This is a genomic window from Weissella viridescens (genome assembly GCF_001437355.1).
GTDB classification, from domain to species: domain Bacteria; phylum Bacillota; class Bacilli; order Lactobacillales; family Lactobacillaceae; genus Weissella; species Weissella viridescens.
Genome location: NZ_JQBM01000002.1, coordinates 116,518 through 135,544, shown reverse-complemented (window position 1 = coordinate 135,544; position 19,027 = coordinate 116,518). Strand labels below are relative to the sequence as shown.

Sequence of the window (19,027 nt, the reverse complement as noted above, 5' to 3'; positions counted from 1 at the left end):
TTAGGCATCTCACTTATCTCCATGACGCATCACGTTGTAAGCTAAACGCGTAAGTAACATTAGCGTTACGAATCCCGAAAGACTAACTCCAACAATCATCATCCAATCTGAATGACTCCAACCCATTTTTGGTAAGAAACCACTATCACGCCGTGCAAAACTAGTTAGTATGTCTGCTCTGCTATGGTCCATTTCAGATTAAAGAAGTAAAAAACGCGTACAAATATGTGCGCGTTTTTCGTCTTTATTAATAGAATTCAGGTTCGATTTCAGAAACTCGACTAGCCCAATCAACATCGGGATAGCGACGCTCAAGCATCTTTTGCAACATACGTAAGGCTAGATTTCCGTTACGCGTCAAGATAGGTCCATGGAAGTAGGTTCCGTAAGTGTTCTTATAGACCAAACCTTCTCCACCATCTTCACCATTGTTTCCCTTACCTTGCTTGACCATCCCCAAAGGACGTTCCTTATCATCAAGGAATGTTCGCCCTTGGTGATTTTCAAAACCATGATAGATATCCCCATTAGTTGGATCTTCGATCGTCACATTTCCAATGAATCGACCGTTTGGCTGATTCAACGTGTAATGCATCATCGCCTTGATTCCTTCAACACGCGTACCATCAGCCAAAACGAAATAGTCTCCTAATAATTGGAAACCACCACAAACGCCAAGGAAAGTCCCACCATCTTCAATGTAGCGCTTAATGGCTGGCGCCTTGCTAGGCAAGTCTTTGGTCACCACCATTTGCTCATAGTCTTGACCACCACCAAAAAGGACAAAATCATACTTGGTATCATCAAAATCATCACCAAGTGAAACCATATCCGTTTCAACGGCCACACCGAGTTGCTTAGCATAGAAATTTAGGGCAACGATATTACCGTAATCACCATACGTGTTCATCAAGTCACCGTATAGGTGCGCTGTTTGTAAAGTGTATTCCGCCATTGATTAGCCCTCCATTCCAGTTTTAATGTAACCAGCTTGCTTTAACTGCTCACGCAATTGCAACATTGCTGTATAAGTGGCGGCGACATAGACGTGTTCTGTTGGTTGCGCCTTAATAGCTGCCACAATCCGTGTTAAATCTTCATAGACTGGTTGGTCACCGAAGCCAGCCATCTTAATACGAACATACAAATCCTTGTAACGCTCACCACCTGTTGAGATAGCTTGCATGTTAGTCTTGGCCAAATCTTCGAATTCGGTATCCCAAATCCAACTTGTATCAATACCATCAGCGTAATTGGCGTTTAGTAAAGCAATCACTGAGAATGGTTGATCATCAGAAGCCATCATTTGAATGACCTGATTAGCCCCAACTGGATTCTTAATCAAAACGATAGTGACATCTTTATCGTCAACTTTAACCGCTTCTTGTCGACCAAAAATCTGTGCATTTGATTCAAAAGCACGCTTGATTTGCGCTTGTGAAACACCCATGTAACGACCAATGGTGTAAGCTGCCAAAGCATTATAGATATTATATTCTCCACCAATTTCGATTTGGTAAGTTTGACCATCAATGTCAAAGTTTGAATAACGTGGTGTTAACTCATTTAACTTGGTGACGGCATAATCCAGTTCAGGCCGCTTGAAGTCATCAGTCTTGCTGAAATAAGAACCTTGGTTCGCAAAGGTAATGTAGTGATAGTGCAGAACGGAATTGTCAGTGGGTGACAAAACCCCATCTGTGTTATATGGTGCACGCATGTCCCCGGTTTCAGATTCTGTCTTGAAACCAAAGTAAACCTTTGGATTAGGTAAATTACCACGCATAAAGATTGGTGAATCCGCATTGGCAATCACCGTCGCTTCAGGGAATAGTCGAATCCCCTTCAGAATCTTTTCATAGGTCGTGTAAATTTCACCATAACGATCTAATTGATCACGGAATATGTTCGTCAAAACAAACGCCTTCGGCTTTAATTGACGGGCGACCTCTTCCATATTGGCTTCGTCAACCTCAAGAATTGCTACTGGCTTTTGCCCATTTTTCTTAGGCTTTGCTGTGAGCATGGTCCCAGTGATTCCTTGCATCATGTTTGAACCTGATGGGTTCGTGATGACGTCAGTATATTTTTCACGCAAGACACGGGTCGCTAAAGCGGTGGTTAACGTCTTACCATTAGTTCCAGTCACTAAGATGACATCGTATTTTTCAGCCAATGTCGTCATAACATTTGGATCAATTTTAATTGCCAATTTTCCTGGTAATGATGTGCCTCCGCGGTGGAGCACATTGTGCAACACAAAATATGAACTATTTCCGACAAAGGTTGCCAATGAACTTCTTAAACTCATGTCTTACTCCTTTTTATTATGCCGCAGCATAATCACTTTAAATTGCTAGCACTAAGTGTAACATTTTGTTCGTTTTGCTGAACACCATTATCACTTAATTTTTTATTTATTTTGCGGCCGGTCCAGGAGTCGCTAGCACAAATTCACCTGTCCCCGTTACCATGCAATCACTGCCATCGGCGAGTAAGATAAAACTCATCCCCGGCGTAAAACTGTAAGTATCACGTTTACTCTTTATGGTTACCTTACCGGATACAACTACCCCGATTTGATAACTATCGCTTGGGGCTAACGTACATGCGCCATCTAAATGGTAATCTTGCACATTGAAATATTCTGCTTGGACTAACGTCGTACACGTTGCTCCACCAATTTGTTTCGTTGTTTGCTTGGGTGTAACAGGTGCAAAGGGCACCTGTGTTACCGCTTTGGCATCTAGTAAGTCTAATTTCCGGTGGAACCCTGTAGTCTGATCAATACGATCAAAATCATATACACGGTACGTGGTATCAGAAGATTGTTGAATTTCCAAGGCCACTACGCCAGCGCCCAGGGCATGCAAAGTACCTGCTGGTACATAGAAAAAGTCACCGGCCTTCACTGGCACCTTCCTTAACAAACGCTCCCAATCACGCTGTTCTAACATCTGACTAAATTCAGCCCGTGTCTGTGCATGATGACCAAAGTAAATTTCAGCGTCAGGTTTAGCTGCCAAAATATACCACGACTCTGTTTTGCCCAACTCATGGGCGTGCTTTGCTGCATATGCATTACCCGGATGAACTTGAACCGATAAGTTTTCATGTGCATCTAGGATCTTAACCAATAGTGGAAAAGGTCTTACCCCATGTGCATTTTGAAACAGCTCTGGATGTTGACGCCAAACCTCAACTAACGTCTTGCCCTTAAAGCGACCATTTTTAATCCAAGTTGGTCCATTAGGATGCCCAGAAGCAACCCAAGCTTCCCCCGTGTGATCACTTGGAATATCAAACCCGTACAAATCACGTAAAGCCGTACCGCCCCACATTTTTTCGTGCAAATCAGCTTGTAATACAAGTATTTCTGTCATATTGCTCATCTCCCCAAATGTTTAATATGTTTATTTAATTTTTACGTACAAACTCGACACCCAGCCGTACTGGTCCAAGTGATACCACAGGTTACCCGCACCATCCGTCACTTCTTCAATCAGATTTACCGGCGTACCGTCGGCAAGTTGTCCTATGACTTGACCATAAGGCTGGTCATAGACATTTAGCGTCTGGTTTGGAATGAAATCAATGACCCCCATCACTGAAATTTTCTTAGTATCCCAGACTTTATTCTTTAACCAACTTGGTTGCTCGTCTGAGCGATCCCCACGCTCACTTGATAACTGCATATTTTGCATTGAAAATGGTACCCAACGCGAATCAGCAAGTTCATACCAGAATGTACCATCTTGTGTAGCCACACGACTTGAAACTGGCACCACCGTATCTGGCCACAAATTCGAGCCATCTTGTTCGCCGTTCATTTCGAGGTACGTTGCCACAGGTTGTTTGATATGCAAGTACTTATTTGTCAGCTTTTGAGCTTCCAGATAGTGGGCCGGACGATAATATAATGTCACCGTATGCATTTCATCATTCAATACACCATTTGTTTCCCCTTTTGCTTTAACAAAAGTGTAGCCATCAATTTCAGCTGGTTCAACCTGGTAAGGCTCCCCCACATGTCCTGTAATTAATTGATTGGGTGCAACTGGTTTTTGATCATCGATATTTTTAGCATAGACCCAGACTGGCATCCCCATTAATTCAATTTCTGCCATCAGTCTCTCCTTTTTTTGCATGTATTTTACATCGTAAAAAAACGAATCCAGCAACACTTTAACGCAGCTTGCTTCAAATTCAATTATACGTCAACACACATTCTTTGTATAATTGTAAGTATTAAACCTTACAAATTTTATAAAGGACCGGTATCAGCATGCTTCCATTGACGCGCCCCGCGACAGTACAAGATTTATCCCAAATTATGACCATCATTCATGAGGCACAGGCTAATTTAAAAGCTGACGGCGTGCCACAATGGCAGGACGGTTATCCTGATGAAGCATTAATTAAAGCCGATATTCTGAGTGGTGAAGCCTATGTTTTGGTCAACGACATCGCTGTCATTGGCTATGCCGTCATTCGGCAAACACCAGAACCAAATTACACCATCCCGCTGGATGGTAAGTGGTCAGACGATGTCACCCCGTACGTGTCTTTGCATCGCATTGCCATTTCGAGTGCCTTCCGGGGTCAACACCTTGGCCAAATCTTTATGTCTAATCTGCTCACCTGGACTAACTACCTTGGCTTCCAAGCAATACGCATCGATACGCATCCCTTGAATCAGCGGATGCAACGGCTCATTAAGCAAGTTGGATTCACATATAACTGCACTGTTTGTATGGACGGCAACGTCAATGACATCCGCTGGGCATACAGCCTAGCGCTGCCAATAACTGAATAAAATAAAGGGCGTGTCTCCATCAGGAGACACGCCTGTTTATTACAAAAAAGAACCAATCATAATAATTGGCTCTTTTTTGATTAACCTTGTGTCCGCTTACGACGAATTTGTGTCGCAGGATCCAAGAACTTTTCAATTTTTCCCATACCCCAATCAGCGATGATTGACATAAAGGCCGTTGGCAATGCACCAGCTAAGATGATGGCACCACCGTTTGTCGCGTTCGTACCACGGATGATGATATCACCCAAGCCACCAGCACCGACAAAAGCGCCAATCGCAACCACACCAATTGCTAGCACCAAGGCATTCCGCAAACCAGCCATGATAACGGAAATTGACAGTGGCAACTTAACCATATATAGCTGTTGCCAACCGGTCATTCCCATTCCTTCTCCGGCATCTAACACGTTACGATCCACCTGATTAATTCCAGTGTAGGTATTACTCAAGATTGGCAAAAGGGCATATAAGAACGTTGCCATTAAGACAACTTTAACACCAAGCCCCATTGCAAGCATCAAGATTGAAACCATAGCCAATGATGGAACGGTTTGAATAATGCTAGCAAGCCGGATCACCCACTTGGAAAGCGTGTGGCGGTTGGCAATATAAATCCCCAGCGGGATAGCAATCACGGCGGCAAACAATACCCCGTAAACTGACATTAAGAAATGTCGCATAAACTGCTCAAACACATAGCTTCCGTTTTGAGCAAAATATGCAATAAATTGTTGAAAAATGTTCATCTTCGCCATATCCATTGTGCTTTACTCTCCTTCGAAATAATTATGTTTTTGCAAGAAATCGTTTGCAACCACTGAAGGTTCTTTCAAGTTGTTATCAACTTGATAGTTCAATTGTTGCATTTGCTTGGTATCAATCTTACCTGACAACTTGGTCATGGCTTTCTTCAAACCAGGCGTTGTGTTTAAGGTAACATTATCAACCACTGGACATGCATCATATGGTGGGAAGTAGTGACGATCATCCTTAAGCATTGTCAAATCGTAACTTCCAATCCGCCCATCAGTGGTGTAACCCAGCACAACATCCATCTTCTTACTTGCCACAGCCGTGTACACCAAACCAATTTGCATTGGGTGAATTGACTTGAATGGGAAGTAGGTCTTTTTAAAGCCATCATAACCATCACCTTGACGCGTCACCCAAGCGGTATCAACCCCCAGGCTCAGCTTATCGGCAACTTTTTCCATATCACTAACAGTCTTTAAGTTGTACTTCTTAGCGGTGTCTTTGCGTACCAAGAACACATACGTATTTTCAAATCCATATGATGGGAACCATGTCTCATTATATTTCTTTTCAAATTGATCATGCACTGTGTTGAAGGCTTTTTGTGGGTTCTTTTCAGCTGGCAATCCCAACGTCGTCGTCAAGTCGGTTCCGGTATATCGGGCCGCTGAAACTTGTGCGTCGCCATTAGTCATCGCCTTCTGATTAATTGTTGTCGTCGCCAAGTTATTAATGACCCGAGTTGGACGACCAGTATAGTATGAAATCATATCAGCATTAATGCTTCCCAGTGTTTGGGCTTCTGATGTAATTCCACCAGTGACTGTAATTGGCTTATTCTCAGTTTGAGGTGGCATCAGCCAGAAATATCCGGCTAGCAAAACAATAAATGCCACGACCCCAATAACAATGTTACGTACTTTTTTCTGAGTGGTCATTAGCGAGCCCTCCGTTCTGCATCTTCACGGGCTTGTTGTTTATCGGCCATATCTTGTTGCAAAATGAACGCCTTTGGCGTCATGATTCGTTCCAACTTAGATAATAAGAAATCAACAACCAAGGCAATGATTGTAACTGGAATTGTTCCAGCGAAAATCAATTCTGGTTGGTAGTTGTACAAACCACTGAAGATAAGGTCTCCCAAACCACCAGCTCCAATATATGAAGCTAGGGTTGCCCAAGAAATAACGTAGATGGCTGACAAATGGATTCCGGCCATAATAGTCGGTAGAGCAATTGGCAATTCGACCATAAAGATTGACTGCATATTGCTCATCCCCATTCCACGAGCCACATCACGATATTCGTCATTCACGTTACTCATACCCAAATACGTATTACGCAGAATGGGAAGTAAAGAATAAATGAATAGTGCAATAATCGCTGGCGTACGCCCAATCCCAAAGATTGGTAACATCAAGGTTAGAAGCGCCAAAGATGGAATTGTCTGTAACGCACTCACCACATTTATAATGGGGTTAGCTAACTTGTTTGCACGGGTTAGCGCAATCCCAGCTGGTACAGCAACAATGATTCCAAAGAATAAGGCGATTGCCGAAATATAGATATGTTGGCCACTCTTCGTTAGAATTTGTGAACCGTATTCTGAAATAAAGGCTTGCATCGACTATACCTCCTTGGCGTCAGTAGTAGCTGGTGCTCCATCATTGGCTGTTGTTTCAGATTGATCAGCCTTGGCTGCTTTATCTGCATCGGTGTCGGAAGCAGAAGTTCCCCAAATTGTATCGTAAACCAAGTCAACTAATGATGAACGTGTCAAAATACCAACAACATGCTTTTGGTCATCAACAACTGGGACCGTCTTCAAACCAAGGTTCAAAATACGTTGCAACGTATTTCTCAAAAGGTCGGTTTCCTTAACGTATGGAACATCAACCATAATGTCACCCACACTTGAAGCGCGATCGCGTTGCTTATTCAAGTTCTGCACATCAACAACACCCTTTAGCACACCAGCGTTATCAGTCACAATCAATGAATCAACACGCTTTTCCTTCATAATTGTGATGGCGTCGCTCAATGAGCGATCTGTGTGGATGGTGATGGCACCATTACTCATAATCGTCTTAACTTGCGTGTCATCTGGTTGCGCTTGCAATAGACGTTCTTCACCAATCAACTCTTCAACGAATTCATTGGCTGGGTGACGCAAAACATTATCAGGTGTATCAAATTGAATGACATGTCCGTGGCTCATCACAACCAAACGATTAGCAAGCTTCAAAGCTTCATCCATATCGTGGGTCACGAAAATAACAGTCTTACCCAATTTGACTTGCAATGATTTAATCAAATCTTGCAAAGATTCACGCGTGATTGGATCCAATGCACCAAACGGTTCATCCATTAGAATGATATCTTGATCTGCAGCCAAAGCACGCACAACCCCGATACGTTGTTGCTGTCCTCCTGATAACTCAAAAGGATAACGATCCAACATTTCACGAGGCAATTCAACCAAGTCAATCATCTTATTGGCCGTCTTTTCACGTTCGACCTCATCCACTTTCAAAAGACGTTGTACTAAGGTGATGTTTGCACGAATCGTCATGTGCGGCATCAAACCAATGCTTTGAATCACATAACCAATTCGTCGACGTAACTCAACTGGATTTAAAGTTGCTACGTCCTTATCATCTACCAAAATTTTTCCTGAAGTTGGTGTGTTCATTCGGTTAATCATCCGCATAAGGGTTGTCTTACCACTACCACTCGTACCGATGAAACAAATGAACTCCCCCTTATTAAAACTCAAATCAATGTCTTCCACTGCGACTTTAGCGCCGTCATACACTTTGGAAACATTTTGAAATTCAATAAATCCACTCATAAACTCTACCTCGTCCCAAATTTTTCAACGTTGGCGCTTGAAACGCCGAACGTATCACTTATACATAATCTATCTTTACACAATCTTTGCAAAATTACAAATCAATTACTTTTAAATAGCATTTAGTTACGTTAATAAATTTATCCATACATTATAAATACATTAGACCTTAAAACCCGCCATATTATGCGTCACTAAGCTTACATTTGAATATATATTGTTTAATCGCATTTTACTACTAGTAAAATCGTAAAGAAAAACTTTACACAGCCGAAACTGTAATGCGATAATGTGCAATATTTCACGTAAAAACAGAAGAATAGCGATTCCCATTTCCTAGATTCACGCTTAAATTCCGAACTTTCCTGTGGATAAGCTGTGCAAAAAAACAGGTTAATCGTTTTAATATTTAGAAACATTTAAGATAATATTTCAGAACTATGTTATTTGCTAGCAAAACCCTTATACACTGCGACTCTCTGCTATAATCTTAAGCGTAACTTATTTTATTTTTTCTACTTTTTAGGAGTACAGAGAGGACTATTTATAATGTTTTACATTATCGTTAACTTTTTAAGTATCTTTGTCTTTTTAGGCATTGCATTCTTATTCTCAAATGATCGCAAAAACGTGAAGTGGTCACGCATTTTGTTGGTTGTTGCTTTGGAATTGTTGTTGGCCTGGTTCTTCATGAAGTTCAGTATTGGTCAAGATATTGTTAAGGGCGCTGCCGATGCCTTTGCTTGGATTGTTCAAGCTGCTAACATCGGTATTGCCTTCGCCCTACCTGATTGGTTGAAGCCAACGACTGGTATGCCAAACTTCGTAACAAGTGCATTGCTTCCAATGTTGCTTGTTGTGCCATTGTTTGACATTTTGACTTACCTTGGTATCTTGCCATGGTTGGTTAAGTGGATTGGTCGTGGATTATCATTCATTACTGGACAACCAAAGTTTGAAGCTTTCTTCTCAGTTGAAATGATGTTCCTTGGTAACACCGAAGTGCTTGCCGTTTCTGGTGCCCAATTGAACGCTATGAGCGCTCGTCGTAACTACACATTGGCTTTGATGTCAATGAGCTGTGTGACGGCCGCCATCCTTGGTGCCTATACTGCCATGGTTCCCGGCCAATACGTTATGGCCGCTGTACCCCTAAACATTTTGGGTGCAATCGTAATTTCTTCATTACTTAACCCAGTTGAGGTTTCACCTGAAGAAGATACCATTGCCTCAATTCACAAAGAAGGTGAGAAGCGCGAACCATTCTTCTCATTCTTGGGTGACTCAATCTTGAACGCTGGTCGTTTGATTTTGATCATCACTGCCACTGTTATTGCCTTCATTGCGTTGGCTGGATTCATCGACAAGGTCTTTGCCTTAACTGGTTTGCACTGGTTGTCATTGGAAAACATCTTCGGAGTTGTCCTATTCCCATTTGCTTGGTTGCTAGGTTTCGATACAAACCAAGCCTTCCAAATTGCCCAATTCATGGGAACTAAGTTGGTTACTAACGAATTCGTTGTTATGGGTAAGATTTCTAAGGACATCATGGCCGGAACAGGTTTGTTCGCTAACGAACACGCCAAGGCCGTATTGACTGTCTTCCTTACTAGCTTTGCTAACTTCAGTACAGTTGGTATGATTCTAGGTGCCTTCAAGGGACTTGTTTCAAAGGAAAAGAATGATTACATTGCAGCCCACGTACCACAGATGCTACTTTCAGGTATCTTGGTTTCATTACTTTCTGCTGCTGCTGCCGGACTATTCGTTTGGTAATCATTGTCTAACAAGGGGGAATACCACATGGCAAAACCTGTCATTTTAGATATGGATCCCGGAATTGATGACGCTGCCGCCATTGCGGTTGCTGTTAATCGTCCCGATTTAGATGTTAAATTAATTACTGCAGTTGCAGGTAATGTCAGTGTTGAAAAGACAACCAACAACTCACTAAAACTACTTGAATTTTTTGACCGAACTGATATTCCGGTTGCGCAAGGTGCCAAAGCACCTTTGAAGCGCGAATTCAAAGACGCTTCTTATATTCATGGCGAATCTGGTATGCCTGGTTACGACTTCCCTGAAGTAACAACCAAGCCACTTGCCATTGATGCCGTGGAAGCTATTCACCAAGTTTTAAATGAAAGTGCTGAGCCAATTACAATTATTGGAACTGGCGCATACACTAACCTAGCTTTGCTTTTGCAACAACATCCTGAAGATAAGCCTTTGATTAAGGAATTCATCTTAATGGGTGGCTCAATTTCTGGTGGTAATGTGAGTTCAGTTGCTGAATTCAACGTTTTCACTGATCCAGATGCCGCTGCAATTGTTTTCAAAAGTGAATTGCCCATCACAATGATTGGTTTAGACGTGACATTGAACGCTCTCCTTACTGAAGAGAGCACGAACACGTTACGTGAAATGGGTCCTGCTGGTGAAATGTTGTACGGTATCGTTACCGCTTATGAAGATGTGCATGTTGGTGGTAAGCCAATGCACGACGTTAATACGATTTTGTATGCTGTTGATCCTAGCGTCATCGAAACTAAGCCATTCGCAGTGGATGTGGTTACCGAAGGCCCAGCCATCGGTGCGACTGTTGCTGATTTTCAATATCGTTGGCATGAACCTGGCTACACGAACGTAAACGTTGGTGTTGGCATTAATGCCGAAGCTTTCAATACTTGGTTCTTAGAACAAGTTGCCGCAATGAACAAATAGAGATTGGAGAAACCCATGGCCCGTAAAAAAATGATTCTTGATTTAGACACTGGGGTTGATGACGCACTAGCAATTGCTTACGCGCTCGCCACACCTGATGCTGATTTGATTGGAATCGCTGCTTCTTATGGAAACACTTTGGTTGATACCGCTGCTGAAAATAGCTTAAAGCTGTTGGAATTGCTTGGCGCAACCGATGTTCCTGTTTATCGAGGTTTTAGTCATTCTTCAACAACCGATGGTTTTGAAACAATGGAAATCTCAATGGATATTCATGGTAAAAACGGTATTGGTGATGTTGAATTGGCTGCGGCTGCCCGCCCAGTTGAAACAACACCTGCTGTTGATTTCATGATTGAATCAGCGCATGCCTACCAAGACAATTTGATTATTGTGCCAACTGGTCCATTAACTAATCTTGCGGCAGCGATGCAAAAAGATCCTGAAATCATCGACCTCATTGGTAACATTACCCTAATGGGTGGTGCCTTGACTGTTCCCGGTAACGTCACACCTTACACCGAGGCCAACATCAACCAAGACCCAGAAGCAGCTGATTATGTTTATAAGCATGCTAAGCACTTGGTTATGGTTGGACTTGATGTCACAATGCAAACCCTTTTGACCAAAAAGGAAACCCAAGAGTGGCGTGACTTAGGTACAGAAAAAGGTCGTGTCTTTGCTGACATTTTCGACTACTATATTGAGGCGTATGATCGTTTGGATATCGATAAGCGTGGTGCCGCCCTACACGACCCACTAGCTGTTGGTGTTGCGGTTGATCCAAAGTTGGTGACTCTGTTACCAATCAACATGATGGTAACCCACGAAGATGGACGTACCATTGGTGATCCAGAACGTGCGTTAGATCCTGTTAAAACAGACTTTGCCGCCGTTGAAGTTGATACTGCAGATTATCTTGATCGCTTTATGAACTACACAAACCAAATTCTAGGTTAAACAAAAACACCCGCTGCAATAATTGCAGCGGGTGTTTTTCTGTAAAATTATCACTGATGGTTGCTAATCGTAATTATTTAAGTAATCATCACAATTGAACGCAGTAAAGCAATTCTTCTTGTAAGGGCACTGGTACCATTACTCATACAGAAATTTGTTTATCAAACCACACATGCAGTTAATCATCCATCAACATTGTTTATAAACCTAGATATCAGCATATGAAATGCTTCAAAATGTGCTACAATCAATGCAAAGAGACATGTCGAGGTTGAAACAGCTATGAAAACAAACCCGTATATACGCTTTAGTATTTATGCCAGTTTAATCAGCGTATTATTGCTATTACAAAATAGCCAACACGTATTTCAATTAAATCTTTTGATTACCCTTATCACAATTTGGGCGTGTCTGCTCTTCTTTGCGTATTTTGAAGCACAACACATCAAACCAACAAGGCCATATTGCTAAGGCCTTACGCGAGCAACCAGAGCTAATTCCGGTCATTCTAGCAAAGACATCACTGAATACAACTGATATTAAAACATTGATGCAGCCAACACGTTCATATCGAAGCTCGACGCTAGCACAAGTTGAAAATATAATTACCCAATACCAGGAGAATTAATATGATTGCAAAAGTCATTTGGCGCGGCATCACCGTAATCTTACCGCTTGCCACATTCGCGCTTGTTTTTGTCTTTCCACAGGCATGGGCACGCATCACTTTCGTTGTTTTGGCACTATTTGAAGCCCTTGTTTTTTACCTACTTGAAAAATTACTACGTGATCCAAATAACGATCCCGATGATTACACAAAATAAAAAGCAGCAGACTTTAAGTCTGCTGCTTTTTATTTTTCATCATCAGATTTTGGCGCAAAGGCAATGAAGTAAAACGCACCCGGAATCACAAAGGTACCAATAATTTTACCAATATCACGCGCACCAGCTGACAAATCCATTGATGTAATTTGCACAACTGCGGCTAGGGTTAGAATTAAAGCAATGACCAACGCCCACTTCCGCTCAACTTTTAAATATTTCATTCTTGCTCCTCATGCGTTATTTCTTTCATTTTAGCACAAAAAAAACGACTAAATTTGCATTTAGTCGTTTTCACTTTATTCAAATACCATTTGATTATGGTACAACTCTGCGTAGAAACCATCTTGAGCCAAGAGTTCTTGATGAGTCCCTTCTTCAATAATATTTCCGTTTTTCAAAACAACAATCTTGTCAGCATTCAAAATCGTCTTCAATCGGTGCGCAATCACAAAGCTCGTTCGTCCGGCAATGACGTTATCCATGGCCTTTTGAATCTTCGCTTCCGTCACCGTATCGACGTTAGATGTTGCTTCATCCAAAATCAAAAGTTCTGGGTTCGTTAAGATGGTACGAGCAATTGAAAGTAATTGCTTTTGTCCAGTTGAGAAGACTGAATTTTCATCACTAACTTCCGTATCGTATTGCTCAGGCAATGACATGATGAAATCATGAATATTAGCTTGCTTGGCTGCAGAGACGACTTCCTCGTCTGTAGCGTCAGGCTTTCCATACGTGATGTTATAACGAATGGTTCCAGTAAAGATGATTGAATCTTGTAACACAATCCCAACATGATCACGCAAATTCTTCAATGACATATCCCGAACGTCGATACCATCGAACTTCACTGCCCCTGAATCAACATCATAGAAACGATTCAAGAGGTTCATCACCGTTGTCTTACCTGACCCTGTTGGACCAACCAAGGCAACCATCTTTCCCTTATCCACTTCAATGGAAATCCCATGCAATATTTCTTTACCAGGATTATAACTAAAGTGAATGTCGTCTAATTCCACCTTATCCTTCAACCCATCAAAAGCAACGGGTTCTGCTGGACTAACTTCATCCTTTTGTGCAAAGACTTCGTCAAGACGACGCGCACCAGTTACAGCCAATTGCAACATGTTGTATGTTGACGTGATTTGGCTGATTGGTTGGTAGAATTGTTGTGAGAAGTTCACGAACATCACAATCATCCCTAAGGCAGTTGCACGATCTAAACTACCATTCAATGCTAAGTAACCACCAAAGAAAATGACAATCGCTGTATTAACCAGGCTCATCCCCATCATCAATGGATTAAGGATTCCTGACCAAACTTGACCACGATAAGTTGCTTGTTGCACCTTATCATTGTGTTCCATAAATTCATCAATTGAACCAGCTTGCAAACCATTCGTGATAATCACCTTTTCACCATTGATTTGTTCGTTCACGTATCCATTCAAATGACCAACTTCTTCTTGCTGTAAATTAACATAGCGTTGTGCTTGCGTAATAATAATTACTGACAGCAGCACCGCAATTGGCGTTGACGCAATGGTTACCCATGCTAACTGCACGTTTTGGTGGAACATCATAATCACAACCCCAATTAACAACACTAATTGAGCGAACAGCTGGAAAATGGCTTCATTCATCGCATTGAAAATGTTATCCAAATCCGATGTGAAACGTGACAGCACTTCACCATCTCGATGTGAGTCAAAATACTTCACGGTCATGCGTTGAATCTTCGCAAACAAACCAGTTCGCATATCATCAACTGAACGAGATGAGATAATGGCTTGTGCCATTGAAACAATGAATAGGCCAACTCCCATCATCACAATAAAGAGTAAAAACATTTCTACAGCATTATAGACTTGCGTCATTGACGCTTGTTTTGCCGTAGCAGGGTTAGATTTCAACATTAAATAATTAGCAATTTCTTGAATCGCCTTTCCCATATATACGGGCGCTTTAACTTGAAAATACGTTGCCAAAATTGTAAACACAGCGATGATCAACATCCCTAATTTATAGTGCTTAAAATATCGGGCAAAGAATTTTATTGCATGCCATAAACTTTGCATTAGTCAATCACCTCCTGTGCTTTTTGAGTTTCATAAATTTCACGATAAACCGGTGATGACGCTACTAATTCACGATGTGTTCCCGCAGCAATGAGTTCCCCATCCTGCATAACAAAGATACGATCAGCCTTAATCACTGATGAAATCTTTTCTGCAATCACAAATTTAGTTGTATCAGGTAGGTCAGCTTCAAGTGCTTCTTGAACTAACTTTTCTGAACGAGCATCCAACGCTGACGTTGAATCATCTAAAATCAAAACGGATGGATTTCCAATAACGCCACGTGCAATGGACAAACGTTGTTTTTGCCCACCAGAAAAGTTTGCTGAACGCTCCTCAACTTCATGTTCGTATTGGTCATCATACTTTTCAATAAATTCAGCTGCTTGTGCCATATCAGCAGCGTGCTTCATATCGGCACTATCAGCATCAAACTTACCTTGTTTCAAATTATCTGAAATTTTACCAGAGAATAAAATCGCTTTTTGTTGCACAAAGGCGACTGCCTTACGCAATGACTTTTCATTCACTTTTTTCAAATTTTCATGACCGACTTCAACGACACCGTCGGTTGGGTCATATAGGCGCGGGATCAATTGCGCAAGCGTAGATTTACCTGATCCTGTTGCACCTACTAATCCAATCATCTCACCTTGCTTGACCTTAAATGATACATCCTTCAAGACCTCATGCTCATCCCCTGGATAAGCAAATGATACATGGTCAAATTCAACATCCCCAGATAATTTTTCTTCAGCCGCATTGGCATCGAATGTAAGGTCAGGCTTGGTATCCATAACTTCTTTAATTCGCTTCGTTGATTCAATTCCACGTGCCGCAAACATTGACATAAATCCTGCCATAACAATGGCATTCATAATTTGCATCAAATAATTCACGAATGAAGTCAAAGCCCCCAACATGGTTGGATCGGAAACAATATTACGTGCCACGAAAATGATTGATACAGCAATTGCTAGTTCACCAATCAACATAAAGGCAGGCATTAAAATACCAAACAGGTATCCAATTTTAATATTGATATCCGTCAATTCTTTTGAATTTGCATCAAAACGAACTTCTTCATTGTGTTCTTGGTTAAATGACTTAACGACGCGCACACCTTGCAAATTTTCTTTAGCCATATTATTCGTCTTGTCCAATAAATTCTGGAATTTACCGAATAACTTACCCATTGGTGACAAAACACCCATCGTAATGACGACAACCAGGATAACCATAACTAAAATAACCCACCATAAACGTGGCAATGTCGTCAATGCCAATACTAAGGCACCAATAAAGAGAATTGGCACACGTAAGAGGGATTGGAAGAAGACCATCACAATCGTTTGGACTTGTTGTACGTCATTCGTCATGCGCACGACGAGACTTCCAGTTGAGAAACGTTCAATGTTTCCAAACGAGAATGTTTGGACCTTCTTATATTCAGCGGCACGTAAATCCGCGGCAGTTCCCGTTCCAATTTTGGCTGCAAAAATCGTGTTAATTGCTCCAGCAACTAAGCCAATCAAAGCTACCACAATTAATTGAATCCCCAACGGAATCATCAGATTCATTTTATCATCGGCGATTGCTTGGACCACTTGTTGTAGCAACTTCGGTTGCCACAAAGATGTAACTGCAGCGATGGTAATTGTTATCACCGCCCACACAACATCTTTCTTGTATTTCCCAATATATGGGATTAAAAATTTCACCATATCGTTCTCCTATTACTTCGTGCCTTAACATGTGTTCTTATTTTATCACAATATTTTAATAAATCATGCAAAACGTTAGTGTTATCAACACATTTAGTAATGTGTCTGTTTTACTTCCATCAAAAACGAAAACACACCTACGACTAGGTGTGTTTTTGTATGATTAATCAATAACGTATTTTTCAAAGCGACCTAATTGGGTTGGCGTTAGTACCACTTGCATTTGCGTGCCATTCTCAACGTATTCCGTTGAGAGAACGGTTGCTTGATCGTTTAATTCTGAAACCACTTGACCTTGGTCAAATGGAATCAAAACAGTCTTCTCAATTAAGTCTGAAAAGATGTGCTGGCGAACTGCGTCCAACAACATATCTTGTGAACTTTCCTCTGGTGCAGAGAGAATGAGATCATCCCCTTCACGCTCAGGATATGGCACACCATCACACTTATCCGCCTTGTTATAGACAACGATCATCGGAATGTCACCCACCCCAATCTCTTTAAGCGTATCAGCAGTCGTTTTCATCATTTCCTTATAGTTAGGGTCAGAATAATCGACAACTTGAACCAAAAGGTCGGCCGAGGCAGCCTCAGCTAGCGTTGCTTTAAAGGCCGCCACTAATCCGTGAGGTAAATGTGAGACAAATCCAACCGTGTCAGATAACAAAAAACTTTGCTTATCAGGTAAGTTCAATTTACGAACCGACGTTTCCAACGTCGCAAATAACATATCGGCTTGGAAGACGGTCTTTTCTTGATTCTCACCGAAGCGACGTACCAATGCGTTCATAATCGTTGATTTACCAGCATTAGTATACCCAATCAAAGCAACATTTTTAATGTTTTCCTTCTCACGACGTGCACGACGTGTCGCATCATCAGCTTCAATTTCAGCCAATTCCTTACGCAATTCGCCAATTTGATGTTCAATATGACGACGATTCATTTCAAGCTTTGTTTCACCAGCCCCACGACTCGTAAAGCTACCACCATTACCACCAGTTTGTTGGTCCAAACGTACATTCATTGATGTACGTAAACGTGGTAACTGATATTGTAATTGGGCAATTTCGACTTGAAGCTTGGCGACCTTTGTCTTAGCGCGTGATGCGAAAATATCCAAAATTAACGCAGTACGGTCAATAACCGTGACACCAGTTCCAGCCTCCAAATTACGAATCTGTGATGGCGTCAATTCATCATTAGTAACCACCATATCCACCTGGTAGTAATCAACCGCTTCTTTTAGTGCCTCGACTTTTCCTTTTCCAAAATAGGTTCCTGGGTTCGGGCGGTCAAGCTTTTGTGTGACAGTTGACACTGGGTTCATATGATTGGCTTCAACTAAGTTAGCCAATTCTTCCATCTGATAATCAAAATCATCATTTTGACGATCTAACCCAGCTAAGATTACTGGACGCTTTTCGTCCATTTCATTTTCTATCATTTAAATTCCTATTCTTTACCAAATTGTTGTTGTATCGTTATAGGCTTCCATCGTTAAATCATCTTCTGAGACGGTCCAAACTGAAACCATACCGTTTTCGGGTGCGACCTTGGCTGTAGCTTCGTCAGCAAAGCGTGCCGCAACATTCCGTACGACTGTTCCGTGTGCCACCACTAACACGTTCTCTCCATCAGTGTGGTTTGCACGTAATTGATCCATTCCAGCATCAAATCGCTTCCAGAACATTGCTGAATCTTCCGCATCCTCAAAAGCATCAAATTCACGGCAAGCATCCATTGTGCCATCGGCTCCTAATTCAGCCACCAAATCACTATATGTATTGATTTGCCCATTTGGAAGACCCTTCTTTTCAGCAATCTCTGGTGCAATGACATCACCGCGTAAGCCCTCATAACTTCCAAAGAAGACTTCACGGAAGTTCCAGATTTCGGTTGGCTTAAATAAATCACCGCTCTTTTGATTTGCTTCCAAAATGTGTTCCGCCGTAATGCGCGCACGTGATAAATCTGAAGAATAAGCAGCATCAAAGTGCACATTAGCTAAACGTGTTCCTGCTGCATCGGCATCAGAAAGTCCACTTTCAGTTAGCGGTGCGTCCGTCCACCCTTGCATCCGTCCATACTTATTTAAGTATGTTTGACCGTGTCGTACTAAGTATAAGTTAAATGCCATTGTGCTCACTCCTCATCATCGTTGTTCGTTGTCGTATGTTACCCTTATTATAGCATTTTTATGGTTAATAATTCTAACTGCGTCCAGTCAAATTTTAATTGACAACAAATTATGCCATCTGTTATAGTTAACTATTGTTGTGATGATATTT

General features: G+C 41.6%; 20 protein-coding genes. 6 read left to right on the top strand and 14 right to left on the bottom strand.

What is annotated here, in order from left to right; genetic code table 11:
* Nucleotides 1–9 precede the first annotated feature (9 nt).
* From IV50_RS07820 to IV50_RS03200, 5 genes are all read right to left on the bottom strand, one after another.
* Nucleotides 10–192, bottom strand: a complete 183-nt coding sequence (locus IV50_RS07820) for a hypothetical protein (RefSeq protein ID WP_141324991.1) — start codon at nt 190–192, stop codon at nt 10–12.
* Nucleotides 193–247: 55 nt separating this feature from the next.
* Nucleotides 248–955 carry a type 1 glutamine amidotransferase gene (locus tag IV50_RS03215; protein WP_057745009.1) on the bottom strand — a complete coding sequence of 236 codons (708 nt, stop codon included), beginning with the start codon at nt 953–955 and terminating at the stop codon, nt 248–250.
* Nucleotides 956–958: 3 nt separating this feature from the next.
* Nucleotides 959–2,311 carry a Mur ligase family protein gene (locus tag IV50_RS03210; protein WP_057745005.1) on the bottom strand — a complete coding sequence of 451 codons (1,353 nt, stop codon included), beginning with the start codon at nt 2,309–2,311 and terminating at the stop codon, nt 959–961.
* A 106-nt stretch (nt 2,312–2,417) separates the two neighbouring features.
* Nucleotides 2,418–3,383 carry a mannose-6-phosphate isomerase, class I gene (gene manA / locus IV50_RS03205; RefSeq protein WP_057745002.1) on the bottom strand — a complete coding sequence of 322 codons (966 nt, stop codon included), beginning with the start codon at nt 3,381–3,383 and terminating at the stop codon, nt 2,418–2,420.
* A gap of 30 nt (nt 3,384–3,413) precedes the next feature.
* Complete coding sequence (locus tag IV50_RS03200) at nt 3,414–4,127, bottom strand: MucBP domain-containing protein (RefSeq protein WP_057745000.1); 714 nt, start codon at nt 4,125–4,127, stop codon at nt 3,414–3,416.
* 158 nt (nt 4,128–4,285) lie between these two features.
* Here IV50_RS03200 and IV50_RS03195 point away from each other — a divergent pair, with 158 nt between their 5' ends.
* Nucleotides 4,286–4,816 (top strand): GNAT family N-acetyltransferase, encoded by a 531-nt coding sequence (locus IV50_RS03195; protein ID WP_057744997.1) that lies wholly within the window; start codon nt 4,286–4,288, stop codon nt 4,814–4,816.
* Between the two features lie 80 nt (nt 4,817–4,896).
* On the opposite strand, the gene IV50_RS03190 is transcribed toward IV50_RS03195, so the two are convergent.
* Genes IV50_RS03190 through IV50_RS03175 form a run of 4 tightly spaced genes read right to left on the bottom strand, consistent with a single transcriptional unit; the run spans nt 4,897 to nt 8,423 of the window.
* Nucleotides 4,897–5,574 (bottom strand): ABC transporter permease, encoded by a 678-nt coding sequence (locus IV50_RS03190; RefSeq protein WP_270622029.1) that lies wholly within the window; start codon nt 5,572–5,574, stop codon nt 4,897–4,899.
* A 12-nt stretch (nt 5,575–5,586) separates the two neighbouring features.
* A complete protein-coding gene (locus tag IV50_RS03185) occupies nt 5,587–6,510 on the bottom strand; it encodes an osmoprotectant ABC transporter substrate-binding protein (RefSeq protein ID WP_057744991.1) in 924 nt (307 codons plus the stop codon).
* A complete protein-coding gene (locus IV50_RS03180; protein ID WP_057744990.1) occupies nt 6,510–7,196 on the bottom strand; it encodes an ABC transporter permease in 687 nt (228 codons plus the stop codon). Before IV50_RS03180 ends, IV50_RS03185 begins: the two co-directional genes overlap by 1 nt.
* 3 nt (nt 7,197–7,199) lie before the next feature.
* On the bottom strand, nt 7,200–8,423 hold the full coding sequence (locus tag IV50_RS03175) for a betaine/proline/choline family ABC transporter ATP-binding protein (protein WP_057744987.1): 1,224 nt from the start codon (nt 8,421–8,423) through the stop codon (nt 7,200–7,202).
* Between the two features lie 549 nt (nt 8,424–8,972).
* Here IV50_RS03175 and IV50_RS03170 point away from each other — a divergent pair.
* The 5 genes from IV50_RS03170 (at nt 8,973) to IV50_RS03150 (ending at nt 12,931) form a co-directional block, all read left to right on the top strand.
* On the top strand, nt 8,973–10,199 hold the full coding sequence (locus tag IV50_RS03170) for a NupC/NupG family nucleoside CNT transporter (RefSeq protein WP_057744985.1): 1,227 nt from the start codon (nt 8,973–8,975) through the stop codon (nt 10,197–10,199).
* A 27-nt stretch (nt 10,200–10,226) separates the two neighbouring features.
* Nucleotides 10,227–11,147, top strand: coding sequence for a ribonucleoside hydrolase RihC (rihC, locus tag IV50_RS03165; protein ID WP_057744981.1), 921 nt, complete (start codon nt 10,227–10,229; stop codon nt 11,145–11,147).
* Nucleotides 11,148–11,162: 15 nt separating this feature from the next.
* Nucleotides 11,163–12,107 (top strand): nucleoside hydrolase, encoded by a 945-nt coding sequence (locus IV50_RS03160; protein WP_057744978.1) that lies wholly within the window; start codon nt 11,163–11,165, stop codon nt 12,105–12,107.
* 430 nt (nt 12,108–12,537) lie between these two features.
* On the top strand, nt 12,538–12,735 hold the full coding sequence (locus tag IV50_RS03155; RefSeq protein ID WP_156405010.1) for a hypothetical protein: 198 nt from the start codon (nt 12,538–12,540) through the stop codon (nt 12,733–12,735).
* Between the two features lies 1 nt (nt 12,736).
* Nucleotides 12,737–12,931, top strand: coding sequence for a hypothetical protein (locus IV50_RS03150; protein ID WP_057744972.1), 195 nt, complete (start codon nt 12,737–12,739; stop codon nt 12,929–12,931).
* A 29-nt stretch (nt 12,932–12,960) separates the two neighbouring features.
* On the opposite strand, the gene IV50_RS03145 is transcribed toward IV50_RS03150, so the two are convergent.
* The 5 genes from IV50_RS03145 to IV50_RS03125 all read right to left on the bottom strand — a co-directional run bounded on the left by IV50_RS03145 (nt 12,961) and on the right by IV50_RS03125 (nt 18,876).
* Nucleotides 12,961–13,155, bottom strand: a complete 195-nt coding sequence (locus tag IV50_RS03145; RefSeq protein ID WP_057744969.1) for a hypothetical protein — start codon at nt 13,153–13,155, stop codon at nt 12,961–12,963.
* Nucleotides 13,156–13,230: 75 nt separating this feature from the next.
* Nucleotides 13,231–15,012 (bottom strand): ABC transporter ATP-binding protein, encoded by a 1,782-nt coding sequence (locus IV50_RS03140; RefSeq protein WP_057744966.1) that lies wholly within the window; start codon nt 15,010–15,012, stop codon nt 13,231–13,233.
* Nucleotides 15,012–16,733, bottom strand: a complete 1,722-nt coding sequence (locus IV50_RS03135) for an ABC transporter ATP-binding protein (protein WP_057745937.1) — start codon at nt 16,731–16,733, stop codon at nt 15,012–15,014. The genes IV50_RS03140 and IV50_RS03135 overlap by 1 nt, the downstream gene beginning before the upstream one ends.
* Nucleotides 16,734–16,899: 166 nt before the next feature.
* Nucleotides 16,900–18,183 (bottom strand): GTPase HflX, encoded by a 1,284-nt coding sequence (gene hflX, locus IV50_RS03130; RefSeq protein ID WP_082625995.1) that lies wholly within the window; start codon nt 18,181–18,183, stop codon nt 16,900–16,902.
* Nucleotides 18,184–18,198: 15 nt separating this feature from the next.
* Nucleotides 18,199–18,876, bottom strand: coding sequence for a histidine phosphatase family protein (locus IV50_RS03125; protein WP_057744964.1), 678 nt, complete (start codon nt 18,874–18,876; stop codon nt 18,199–18,201).
* Nucleotides 18,877–19,027: the final 151 nt, after the last annotated feature.

Excerpts from the sequence above, each read along its gene's own strand:
- rihC (WP_057744981.1), top strand. The coding sequence starts at position 10,227 with ATGGCAAAACCTGTCATTTTAGATATGGATCCCGGAATTGATGACGCT.
- IV50_RS03140 (WP_057744966.1), bottom strand. The coding sequence starts at position 15,012 with ATGCAAAGTTTATGGCATGCAATAAAATTCTTTGCCCGATATTTTAAG.
- IV50_RS07820 (WP_141324991.1), bottom strand. The coding sequence starts at position 192 with ATGGACCATAGCAGAGCAGACATACTAACTAGTTTTGCACGGCGTGAT.
- IV50_RS03185 (WP_057744991.1), bottom strand. The coding sequence starts at position 6,510 with ATGACCACTCAGAAAAAAGTACGTAACATTGTTATTGGGGTCGTGGCA.
- IV50_RS03170 (WP_057744985.1), top strand. The coding sequence starts at position 8,973 with ATGTTTTACATTATCGTTAACTTTTTAAGTATCTTTGTCTTTTTAGGC.
- IV50_RS03125 (WP_057744964.1), bottom strand. The coding sequence starts at position 18,876 with ATGGCATTTAACTTATACTTAGTACGACACGGTCAAACATACTTAAAT.
- IV50_RS03150 (WP_057744972.1), top strand. The coding sequence starts at position 12,737 with ATGATTGCAAAAGTCATTTGGCGCGGCATCACCGTAATCTTACCGCTT.
- IV50_RS03190 (WP_270622029.1), bottom strand. The coding sequence starts at position 5,574 with ATGGCGAAGATGAACATTTTTCAACAATTTATTGCATATTTTGCTCAA.
- IV50_RS03145 (WP_057744969.1), bottom strand. The coding sequence starts at position 13,155 with ATGAAATATTTAAAAGTTGAGCGGAAGTGGGCGTTGGTCATTGCTTTA.
- IV50_RS03180 (WP_057744990.1), bottom strand. The coding sequence starts at position 7,196 with ATGCAAGCCTTTATTTCAGAATACGGTTCACAAATTCTAACGAAGAGT.
- IV50_RS03200 (WP_057745000.1), bottom strand. The coding sequence starts at position 4,127 with ATGGCAGAAATTGAATTAATGGGGATGCCAGTCTGGGTCTATGCTAAA.
- IV50_RS03175 (WP_057744987.1), bottom strand. The coding sequence starts at position 8,423 with ATGAGTGGATTTATTGAATTTCAAAATGTTTCCAAAGTGTATGACGGC.
- IV50_RS03195 (WP_057744997.1), top strand. The coding sequence starts at position 4,286 with ATGCTTCCATTGACGCGCCCCGCGACAGTACAAGATTTATCCCAAATT.
- IV50_RS03215 (WP_057745009.1), bottom strand. The coding sequence starts at position 955 with ATGGCGGAATACACTTTACAAACAGCGCACCTATACGGTGACTTGATG.
- IV50_RS03210 (WP_057745005.1), bottom strand. The coding sequence starts at position 2,311 with ATGAGTTTAAGAAGTTCATTGGCAACCTTTGTCGGAAATAGTTCATAT.
- IV50_RS03160 (WP_057744978.1), top strand. The coding sequence starts at position 11,163 with ATGGCCCGTAAAAAAATGATTCTTGATTTAGACACTGGGGTTGATGAC.
- hflX (WP_082625995.1), bottom strand. The coding sequence starts at position 18,183 with ATGATAGAAAATGAAATGGACGAAAAGCGTCCAGTAATCTTAGCTGGG.
- manA (WP_057745002.1), bottom strand. The coding sequence starts at position 3,383 with ATGACAGAAATACTTGTATTACAAGCTGATTTGCACGAAAAAATGTGG.